This is a genomic window from Aequoribacter sp. (assembly GCF_965659035.1).
Classification (GTDB): domain Bacteria; phylum Pseudomonadota; class Gammaproteobacteria; order Pseudomonadales; family Halieaceae; genus Aequoribacter.
This window is the reverse complement of the sequence record NZ_CBFHWH010000022.1, coordinates 17749-27123: the sequence shown is the minus strand read 5'-3', so window position 1 is coordinate 27123 and position 9375 is coordinate 17749. Positions and strand designations below refer to the sequence as shown.

The window sequence follows — 9375 nt, the reverse complement described above, 5'->3', positions numbered from 1 at the left end:
ACCTCAAATATTTCCAACATTAGCGCTGGCGGCGGAGCTACGCCCAGCAAACTGAGTGAGCTGTACAGCAGTAAAACAGCCTCGGCAATGCCGGGGGCCGGATGGGGCCTGACCGAAACGGGCGGCAGTGGCGCAGCGTTCACGGGCTATATGGCTACCGCTCGACCCGGCGCTAGCGGCTTCCCGAGCCCCATTATCGATTTTAAATTTTGCGATGAAGAAGGCACCGAAGTTGCCGCGGGTGAGCCTGGCGAAATCTGGATCAAGTCAGCAGCTTGCATCCACAGTTATTACAGCGGCGCTAAAGACGGTAGCGATTTTGAACAAGGCTGGTTCAAAACCGGCGATGTCGGCTACTTCAACGAAGACGGCTTGCTGTACATCTGCGATCGTGTGAAAGACATGATTATTCGCGGCGGCGAAAACATCTATCCAGTCGAAGTCGAGAACTGCCTGATCCAATTTCCGGGCTGTGCGGAAGCAGCCGTTGTTGCCATTGACAGCGACCGTTTTGGAGAAGAGCCTGCGGCAGTGGTTCGCTTCAAAGAGGGTCACGATCACATCACAGAAGCCGATGTTATTCGCTACTGCAAAGAGCATTTAGCGGCGTTTAAAGTACCCGTGCAGATCGTGTTCACCGACGAACCCATGCCAAGGACTGCGACCGAAAAGCTAATCAAAGCGCAAATTAAACGCACCTACTTTGCATGAGTGTCGCCGCCCTAACAGTCAGCAAACCCGCGCACGAAACGAGCTTGGGCCACCAAGCTCGCAAAGCGCTGGCGACCCGAGAACGCATCCTTCAAGCCGTTGTTGAACTCATCAACGAGTCTGGATTTTCGGGTGCCACCTCTGGCCAAATCGCCCGCAGAGCAGGTATTACTTGGGGGGCGGTTCAGCATCACTTTGGCACGAAAGACGACATTCTCTTGGCCATCATAGAGCGGTCACAGCAGGTGTATCTAGACCAGCTTCAGTCAGCACAACTGGCCAAAGGACCTTTAAGTCAGCGCATCGATCAATTCGTTGACGCCGTTTGGGAGCACTATCGCAGTGACCTATATTTTGCGTTTTCGGAGATTATGCGAGCCTCGCGAATGAGTGCTATCGGGCCATCGCTCAGCGCCTTTTCCATTAGCGAAGAGCAAGAAAAGCACATCCAAATTATGGCTTCCATGTTTGCCGATTACGCCATACCAAGCCAACGATTAAAAGAATGCTTTCGGTTTGTGCATCGGTTTTTGGCCGGCTTTGCCTTAGACCGAATTATGGAACCCTCGGCACCTTACGAAACCATCCATATCAAACGCCTAAAAGACGAACTACTGCAGCTAGTATCCGACAAAGGTTCAGACACTGGCGATTACCACATAACAGGAGGGCTCTAATGAGCGACCTAAACACCTTTCGCGAAGAAACACGCGCCTGGCTCTTGGACAACTGCCCCGAGTCGCAGCGACAACCTATTGTCAAAGACGAGCAAATTTGGGGGGGGCGCAAGCGCGAGTTCCCATCAGCCGATGCGCAAAAGTGGTTTGAAGCCATGGCGGAACGCGGTTGGACAGCCCCGACTTGGCCAAAAGAATACGGTGGTGGAGGTCTAAGCCCAGACGAAGCCAAAATACTGCAGCAAGAAATGGCGCGACTGGGCTGCCGCCCCGCGCTCTACGAAATCGGCATTTGGATGTTTGGTCCCGCATTATTAGCCTTTGGTACCGAAGAGCAAAAGCTCGAGCATATTCCTAAAATCGTGCGCGGTGAAATTCGCTGGGCGCAGGGTTATTCAGAACCCTCGGCAGGCTCTGATTTGGCTAGTCTCAAGACGAAGGCAGAAGATTGTGGCGATCATTTCTTAGTCAACGGCACCAAGATTTGGACCACCAACGCCCACAAAGCCGACTGGATTTTCTGTTTGGTGCGAACTAACCCAGATGCTCCCAAGCAGCAAGGCATTAGCTTCTTGCTGATCGACATGGAGAGCGAAGGCGTCTCGGTCAGTCCCATCGAACTCATCAGCGGCGAATCGGAATTCTGCCAAACCTTTTTCGACAACGTAAAAGTACCCAAAGCCAACTTGGTCGGTGAACTAAACAAAGGCTGGGACGTCGCCAAAGAGCTGCTTAAACACGAGCGCGCCATGATGTCGTCGATGGAATCGATGACCGAGAAGGAAGAATTCAGCTTAGTCGATCTTGCCAAAAAAACGCTCGGAGCAGATGCCAAAGGCGCGCTGAACAACCCCGAAGTGCGCACCAAGATCGCGGCTTTAGATATGGAAATGCAGGCATTTGCCCAGTTAAACGAACGTATGTTCTACCAGCACAAGGCCAAACAAAGCGACCCTCGTTTGCCGCTATTACTTAAACACATCGGCACGAAACAGCTGCAGCGGAAAGATGAGCTCTTACTGGAAATACTGGGCAACAAGTCTTTGAGTTGGGAATCTGCGGCATCCACCCACACCGAGCACACAGTCACTCGCAATTGGGCTTTTGATAAAGCGCACACCATTGCTGGTGGCACCTCAGAAATTCAACTTAACATTATTGCTAAACGTGCGTTAGGCATGGCGTCTTAACAGGAAGCTATTCAGATGATTTTTAATGAAGAACAAAGCATGTTGCAGGATACCGTCCGTGCATTTGTACAAGAGCACGCGCCGGTTGCGGACTTACGCGCAGTAAGAGCTAATTCTAGTGGCCCGTCGTACAACCTAAATCTTTGGAATCAGTTGGTCGAATTGGGATTGCCCGCTGTCGCTTTGTCTGAAGACGACGGCGGCCTGGGTTTTGGCTACATGGGCCTACTGGCAGTACTGTTGGAAACGGGCAAAACTATTATGGCAAGCCCACTGGTATCGAGCGTGGCCGCCGCCACCTCGTTGATTCAGCTTGCGGGCACCGACGATCAAAAATCACGCTGGTTACCGCAACTGACCTCTGGTGAAATTACTGCTACCGTTGCCGTGCAAGAGGGTCGTCATTACTCTCTGCCCGCAGTAGAAACACAACTCATTGATGGGCAGCTCAACGGCGGCAAGTCGATGGTGATGGACCTACCCGAGGCCGACCTTCTGATCGTCATCGCAAAAACTGCTGAGGGCAAACTCGCAGCCGCAGTTTTAGAATCGAGCAAGGCCGAATTTGACGCGCAGCGTTATTCGCTGATGGATGGACGCAAATACAGCGACCTCACGTTTACGCAAACGAACGTTCTACCGAATAATATCTTGGGTGAAGGTGCTAATCGAACCGCAGAGATCGAGCAAGCGCTAGATATCGCAACCGTTGCGACGGCTGCTGAAATGGTTGGCGGGGCAGAAAGTTTGATTGAGCGAACCGTTCAACACCTCAATGATCGCGAACAGTTCGACGTTAAACTCGCGACATTCCAGGCGCTTCAGCATCGCTGCGCCGAAATGTATTGCCAATTGGAACTGGTAAAAAGCGCCGTCTTCAGTGCTTTCGCTCGACTGGATCGAGGCAAAGACATCCACAAGGCCGCGAGCCAAGTTAAAGCATTGGCTAACGATTACTACCAGCACATCAGTAACGAAGCCGTGCAAATGCACGGCGGCATGGGTGTAACCGATGAGCTGGATGTCGGGCTGTATCTGAAGCGCTCACGTGTCTGCAACCAATTGTTTGGGGATGCAGCTTATCACCGCCAACGCTATGCGTTAGCACTGGGTTTGTAAATGATTAGCGTACGATGCTTAATTTTTGATACCGAGTGCTCCCAGGATTCGCTGCTGAACACCATTCAACCGATCTTGCCAAGGCTCTCTGAGACAACCCAAGTGCGTCTACTTATTGACGACGAAGACTCTGCGGTTGCGTCTGGGTACCAGCAATGTGCTCAAGCGCCCCTACCGAAGGCGTGTGTCTGCCTAGATGATCTAGAAGAAAGCGAGGCGCACACTCTCAAAGTTGAACTTGAGTCTCTGTTTGAACAAGCTCGGGCCACGGTGTTCGACACGCAGCTGGTGCTAAAACCCGACTGGCAAATAGGGCAACGCACGCCTGGCACCGTGCAACTGTGCACTTTTCAACAAAAGCGCGACATTAGCCGCGAAGCCTTCATTGCGATTTGGCGAGACAGCCACACACAAATCGCGATCGACACGCAAAGTACTTTTGGCTACTTCCAAAACCTGGTGCTTGAGGGTCAAGACAGTGGCTTTGACGCGCTGGTTGAAGAGCACTTTCCGATACAAGCGGCCACGTCGCCCGAGGCATTTTTCGATGCGGTAGGCGACCCAGCTAAGCTCAAACACAACATCGACTGCATGATGGAAAGCTGCGCTCGATTTATTCAACAAGACACGATTAACGTCATTCACCTGAGTGAATACAAAATACAATAGGAGCACATTATGACAGACGGACTAGCAGGAAAAGTCGCCATCATTACCGGCGCGGGACAAGGTATTGGCCAAGGCATCGCATTTTCGCTCGCAAAGCGCGGCGTCAAAGTCGTTGCCGTCGGGCGGACTCTATCCAAATGCGAAAATACCGTTGCGCAAATTAAAGAACGCTTCGGTGAAGAAGCTCTTGCGATCGAGTGTGACATTAGCAATCTTGATCAGCTGCCCGGTATTGTGGAGCAAACTGTGAATACGTTTGGGCGCTTGGATATTTTAGTCAACAACGCTGTAAGTGCGACCATCAAGCCTTTAATTGCTCTGGAGCTTGAAGAAATCAATCGCGCGATGGTCACAGGTCCAACGGCGACTTTGTTAATGATGCAGGCGGCCTACCCTCACTTAAAAGCCAACGGCGGTTCTATCATCAACATGGCCAGCTCTGCGGCAAAACGCTGGGACATGACCAATTACGGTTTATATGCAGCGGAGAAAGAAGCCATACGCGCATTAACCCGCACAGCCGCCAGCGAATGGGGCAAGCATAACATTCGTGCTAATTGCATCTTACCGCACGCCAAGTCACCCGCGCTGGCTTGGTGGACAGAGAATCGTCCCGAAGAAGCGGCCGCGTTTGTAAAAACCATCCCAATGGGTCGTATTGGTGAGTGTGAAGAGGATATCGGTGAATTCGTGGCCATGTTTTGCTCTGACCAAAGTCGTTATGTCAGCGGCCAGAGTATCGCCGTAGACGGCGGTCAGGCTTACATGGGCTAACAGCTGCTGGTGCTTAGAAACGCAAGACCTGACACCTCTTGACTAAGCACCAATAAAAAAGCCACAGCCTGCGAAGGTTGTGGCTTTTTGACGTTTACGGCCGCTCAAAAAGAGCGAGGCAATATCTCAGCATTACTCAACTAAAAATTGACCGTACCAACGGCGGAACTTCGCAAACGGACCGTCGCCGTCGCACAACAATGGACGCTCGTAATACTTTTTACGATCCCAAATAACGCGGTCTTCTTCCATCTGCTGTTCAATGTTGGCGATTAACGCGCGGCCCATCTTTCCTTTCGGACCGTCAACGTCTTCACGGCGCTGATAAAAAGCGTAATGAGCACGTGTGATCTCGGGAGTAACGGGGCTCACCGTCGCCACCAAGATTGTCTCGATCAGGCCTTTGAATCGGACAACACTCAAACCGGGACCCACGTTTTCGTTCTCGATCGAACCCTCAATTTCACCGCGCGGTGTCGGCTGACGAGTTTTCAGAAAGCCGCGACGAGTATGGCCATCAAAGCTTAATTCTTCGGCGTCAGGAATATCGTTCGTTCCATGCACATACATAAAGTGTGCAGGATCAACGGCGTTCTCCCCCATCTCTTGCATGTGAGTCCCAATCTCCCACTCATGGATGATCGGCTCAGCCCAATCATCTGGATTCTCTGCAAGCTCAGGCACCAGTTCCGGCTCAAATAAGGGCTCAATGTCGTGCGGGTGATACCACACAATGATCGAACCGTTCATTTCACGTACACGCCACGCTTTTAATACGGCCTCACCACGCGCCACTTTTGGCGGCATATTGGTGGCGTAGGGGATGTGCGTACACTGACCTTCACCGTTAAACTGCCAACCGTGGAAAGGGCAAGCAATGCTGTCGCCAATGACTTTTGCGCCTTTACCCATCTGCTCGCGGATGCCATAACCCAGATGCGCGCCCATATGAGGGCAGTATGCATCTACAACCTTTGCTTCACCTGACTCAGTTCTAAAAATGACCAGGTCTTGGTCAAAATAGAAGACGGGTTTTGACTCGCCAGGGCCTATGTCTTTTGAAAAAGCCACATGGTACCAGCCATAAGGCATGGGGAGCGGAATACCGACTGTACGTTTTGCGTTAGTGACACTCATGATTTTCTCCTTTCTTATTTAACGGCACCGCCGCCGTCAACAGATAACAACTGACCGGTGATAAACGAGGCTCGATCTGAGCACAAAAACACCACCGCCTCGGCAATTTCATTGGGCTCACCGATACGGCCCATGACCGCAGAACGCTTCAGACCCTCGGCAATTTTGGGCTGTTCTTCAAAATACTTTTCCACCCCAGGGGTGCGAATCACGCCGGGTGATACGGCATTAATGCGAATACCCTGAGCGCCATACTCGGCCGCAGAACTCTTGGTGAGGATATTCACGCCGCTCTTCGCCGCCGCGTAGGCCGTATTATAGGGCTGCCCTTTTAACGACGAGTTTGACGAAATATTCACGATACTGCCCTTGCCCGCGGCCAGCATCACCTCGAGCTCGTATTTCATGCACAACCAAGTGTTGGTTAAACACATGGTCAAGGTATCGTCGAAGACTTTGCGCTCAAACTGATGAATAGGGCCAGCACCTCTACTCAAGGCTGCGCTATTACAAGCGATATCCAAACCGCCAAATTCAGTAACGGCGGTATTGACCATCGCTTTTACCGCTTCTTCGTCGCTCACATCAGCGATGGATACTACCGCCTCACCGCCCGCCGCTTTAATTAGCTCAACAGTTTCTTCAGCAGTCTCGGCGTTAAAGTCAGCCACGACCACTTTAGCGCCTTCGCGGGCAAAAGCTTCAGCGATAGCGCGACCAATACCGCCACCGGCGCCCGTTACCAAGCCAATTTTATTTTCGAGTAGACCCATACTTCATTCCTATTAGTCTAAAAGACGCAAAAAATTTTACTCTGGTATAATTTTTAACCATAGTATAACTTTCTGTTTAAGTTGCAAGACTTGAATCATAGTACAAAGGGACGACACAACAATGGCAAACGCAGTCCAACTGCCCTTGCGTGAACGCAAGAAGCTTGACACTCGACGTCGTATTTTTGAGGTTGCCAGCCATTTATTTGTGGATTTAGGCGTCCAAGACACGACGATCGAGGCCATCGCCAAAGCGGCCAATGTCTCGAAACCAACCTTTTTTAATTACTTCTCCAGCAAACAGGAAGTTTTGCGCGAGCTCATGACGCGTATGGACGAAGAATTCGTCAGTTATATCCTGCATTCTGTAGCGACTGGGCACTCGACTCAACAACGCTTGCAGCTACTGATGACCCAATCTGGACAGCATATTCAGCGTCGGCCCGACATGACAAAGTTACTGTTAATTGAGGGTATGAGTGATTTAGGTTGCCCTACAGTAGAAACATCGAGAATGTCGATATTGAACGACGCCATGGCGACCTTAGTTGAGCGGGGGCGGCGCGAGGGCGATATCGACACGAAATTCTCGATTGAGTTACAAGTGCAAATTTTAGTGGGCGGTTATTTGTACGGATTGCTGAACTGGCTGTCTGGCGACCTAAAGGAGCTGGACAAAACGCTTCAAGAAACCGCTTTATTTTTGGCAGAGGCTTTAGCGCCACGATAAGGAAACGAGTAAGACTATGATATTAGATGCCTTTAAGTTAACAGGTAAGATCGCCTTGATCACCGGCGCCGGTAAAGGAATTGGCGAGGGCATTACGCTCGCCTTCGCCGAGATGGGCGCCAATGTTATTTGCGTAGCTCGCAGCCAAGACGACCTCGAAAAAGTGGCTGCCAAAGCGCGCGAGTTTGGCGTCGAAGCGACCGCGATCTCTTGCGACGTAACAAAAGAAGAGCAGCTTCAGGCCTTGGTCGACCAGGTGACCGAGCAGTACGGCAAACTCGATATCTTGATCAACAATGCTGGCGCACCAGGCAAAGGCTACGGTCCTATGACCGAGGTAACCAAATCGCGCTTTGAACATACTCTCGGTATCAACTTAACCTCGGTTTACGCGCTGACTCAGCTGTGCCTCCCTTTACTGAAGGCCGCTGAATCCGCAACGGTAGTGAACGTAAGCTCAGCCTTGGCGTGGATGGTTGATCGCAACTTTGCGGCCTATGCCGCCGCGAAAGCGGGTGTGAACCAATTAACACGCGTAATGGCTTACGAATTAGCACCCAACATTCGCGTCAATGGCATAGCGCCTGGGGCAGTGGATACGCCAGCAACCAACTTTATTAAGCAAAACGAAGCCATGCACAAGGCGACCACGCGCTGGATTCCCCTGAACCGTATGGGCGACCCAAAAGATATCGCTTTGGGTGCGCTGTATTTGGCTTCACCCGCCAGCGCCTTTATCACAGGCAAAATTATTGATATCGATGGCGGTATGGCAGCACTACCCGGTAGCGCCATCGAAACCACTTTGGCAATGAATCCCTAACAATAAGGAATACACCATGAAACACTATGCAATGACAGGTGGCGCCACCGGAATTGGCGCAGCAACCAAAGCTAAGCTCTTAGCGAATGGGCACAAAGTGACCGTGGTCGACATCAAAGATGCGGATATTATTGCTGACCTTGGCAACCCTGAGTCACGCGCTGACGCAGTGGCCGCATTGCAGGCCGCGGGCCCATTTGACGGCGTGATTACCTGTGCGGGTGTCGCTTCGCACTTCCCCGATACGGCCGCGATTATCTCAATTAACTACTACGGCACCGTGGAGTTACTGAATGGACTTAAAGACCACCTAAATCCTGGCGCGCGCGTAGTGGCGATATCGTCTAATTCCGCGCCCATGTGCACCAACGAAGAACTCGTTAGCTCCATGCTGAACGGTTCTGAAAGCGAAGCGCGAGCCCTTGCAGCCAACTGCGAAGGGCAGGAGTGCTATGCTGGCAGCAAGCAAGCAGTTGCTCGTTGGGTCAAACACATCGCGCCCGAATGGGCACGCTCAGGTGTCGGCATCAATGCCATCGCACCGGGTTATATCGAAACCCCAATGACCAAGGCTGTTGCCGAAAGCCCCGCTTATGCCGATGCCATCAAGCAATTCTTAGCCTCTATTCCAATGCAGCGCGCCGGCCAACCTGAGGACATCGCTAACCTAATCGACTTTTTGTTAAGCGACTCGGCGAGCTTTATTGGTGGCTCTTTGATCTACTGCGACGGCGCACACGACGCTATGCTTCGACCAGACGCCTACTAAACA

General features: G+C 51.7%; 11 protein-coding genes. 9 read left to right on the top strand and 2 right to left on the bottom strand.

The window, feature by feature from the left end:
* The 6 genes from ACTF5Z_RS05510 to ACTF5Z_RS05485 form a co-directional block, all read left to right on the top strand.
* The coding region (locus ACTF5Z_RS05510) for a class I adenylate-forming enzyme family protein (RefSeq protein ID WP_438984808.1) at positions 1 to 711 on the top strand (711 nt) is incomplete at its 5' end.
* Complete coding sequence (locus tag ACTF5Z_RS05505) at positions 708 to 1388, top strand: TetR/AcrR family transcriptional regulator (protein ID WP_423849423.1); 681 nt, start codon at positions 708 to 710, stop codon at positions 1386 to 1388. The genes ACTF5Z_RS05510 and ACTF5Z_RS05505, both read left to right, overlap by 4 nt.
* Positions 1388 to 2578 carry an acyl-CoA dehydrogenase family protein gene (locus ACTF5Z_RS05500; RefSeq protein WP_423849424.1) on the top strand — a complete coding sequence of 397 codons (1191 nt, stop codon included), beginning with the start codon at positions 1388 to 1390 and terminating at the stop codon, positions 2576 to 2578. The genes ACTF5Z_RS05505 and ACTF5Z_RS05500 overlap by 1 nt, the downstream gene beginning before the upstream one ends.
* 15 nt (positions 2579 to 2593) lie before the next feature.
* Positions 2594 to 3697 (top strand): acyl-CoA dehydrogenase family protein, encoded by a 1104-nt coding sequence (locus ACTF5Z_RS05495; RefSeq protein WP_438984807.1) that lies wholly within the window; start codon positions 2594 to 2596, stop codon positions 3695 to 3697.
* Positions 3698 to 4366: an EthD domain-containing protein gene (locus tag ACTF5Z_RS05490; protein WP_438984806.1), complete on the top strand. Its 669-nt coding sequence runs from the start codon at positions 3698 to 3700 to the stop codon at positions 4364 to 4366.
* 9 nt (positions 4367 to 4375) lie between these two features.
* On the top strand, positions 4376 to 5140 hold the full coding sequence (locus ACTF5Z_RS05485; protein ID WP_438984805.1) for an SDR family NAD(P)-dependent oxidoreductase: 765 nt from the start codon (positions 4376 to 4378) through the stop codon (positions 5138 to 5140).
* 132 nt (positions 5141 to 5272) lie between these two features.
* Here the strand turns inward: ACTF5Z_RS05485 and ACTF5Z_RS05480 are convergent, their stop codons facing one another.
* Positions 5273 to 6277 carry a Rieske 2Fe-2S domain-containing protein gene (locus tag ACTF5Z_RS05480; RefSeq protein ID WP_438984804.1) on the bottom strand — a complete coding sequence of 335 codons (1005 nt, stop codon included), beginning with the start codon at positions 6275 to 6277 and terminating at the stop codon, positions 5273 to 5275.
* A gap of 14 nt (positions 6278 to 6291) precedes the next feature.
* A complete protein-coding gene (locus ACTF5Z_RS05475) occupies positions 6292 to 7050 on the bottom strand; it encodes an SDR family NAD(P)-dependent oxidoreductase (protein ID WP_438984803.1) in 759 nt (252 codons plus the stop codon).
* A gap of 121 nt (positions 7051 to 7171) precedes the next feature.
* Between ACTF5Z_RS05475 and ACTF5Z_RS05470 the strand changes: the two genes are divergently transcribed.
* The 3 genes from ACTF5Z_RS05470 to ACTF5Z_RS05460 are packed head-to-tail and all read left to right on the top strand — an operon-like array spanning position 7172 to position 9372.
* The gene (locus ACTF5Z_RS05470; protein ID WP_438984802.1) at positions 7172 to 7780 is read left to right on the top strand and encodes a TetR/AcrR family transcriptional regulator; all 609 of its coding nucleotides are present in this window, start codon (positions 7172 to 7174) and stop codon (positions 7778 to 7780) included.
* A gap of 16 nt (positions 7781 to 7796) precedes the next feature.
* Positions 7797 to 8603, top strand: coding sequence for an SDR family NAD(P)-dependent oxidoreductase (locus ACTF5Z_RS05465; RefSeq protein WP_423849431.1), 807 nt, complete (start codon positions 7797 to 7799; stop codon positions 8601 to 8603).
* 16 nt (positions 8604 to 8619) lie between these two features.
* On the top strand, positions 8620 to 9372 hold the full coding sequence (locus tag ACTF5Z_RS05460; RefSeq protein ID WP_438984801.1) for an SDR family oxidoreductase: 753 nt from the start codon (positions 8620 to 8622) through the stop codon (positions 9370 to 9372).
* Positions 9373 to 9375 lie beyond the last annotated feature (3 nt).

Excerpts from the sequence above, each read along its gene's own strand:
- ACTF5Z_RS05505 (WP_423849423.1), top strand. The coding sequence starts at position 708 with ATGAGTGTCGCCGCCCTAACAGTCAGCAAACCCGCGCACGAAACGAGC.
- ACTF5Z_RS05500 (WP_423849424.1), top strand. The coding sequence starts at position 1,388 with ATGAGCGACCTAAACACCTTTCGCGAAGAAACACGCGCCTGGCTCTTG.
- ACTF5Z_RS05495 (WP_438984807.1), top strand. The coding sequence starts at position 2,594 with ATGATTTTTAATGAAGAACAAAGCATGTTGCAGGATACCGTCCGTGCA.
- ACTF5Z_RS05490 (WP_438984806.1), top strand. The coding sequence starts at position 3,698 with ATGATTAGCGTACGATGCTTAATTTTTGATACCGAGTGCTCCCAGGAT.
- ACTF5Z_RS05485 (WP_438984805.1), top strand. The coding sequence starts at position 4,376 with ATGACAGACGGACTAGCAGGAAAAGTCGCCATCATTACCGGCGCGGGA.
- ACTF5Z_RS05480 (WP_438984804.1), bottom strand. The coding sequence starts at position 6,277 with ATGAGTGTCACTAACGCAAAACGTACAGTCGGTATTCCGCTCCCCATG.
- ACTF5Z_RS05475 (WP_438984803.1), bottom strand. The coding sequence starts at position 7,050 with ATGGGTCTACTCGAAAATAAAATTGGCTTGGTAACGGGCGCCGGTGGC.
- ACTF5Z_RS05470 (WP_438984802.1), top strand. The coding sequence starts at position 7,172 with ATGGCAAACGCAGTCCAACTGCCCTTGCGTGAACGCAAGAAGCTTGAC.
- ACTF5Z_RS05465 (WP_423849431.1), top strand. The coding sequence starts at position 7,797 with ATGATATTAGATGCCTTTAAGTTAACAGGTAAGATCGCCTTGATCACC.
- ACTF5Z_RS05460 (WP_438984801.1), top strand. The coding sequence starts at position 8,620 with ATGAAACACTATGCAATGACAGGTGGCGCCACCGGAATTGGCGCAGCA.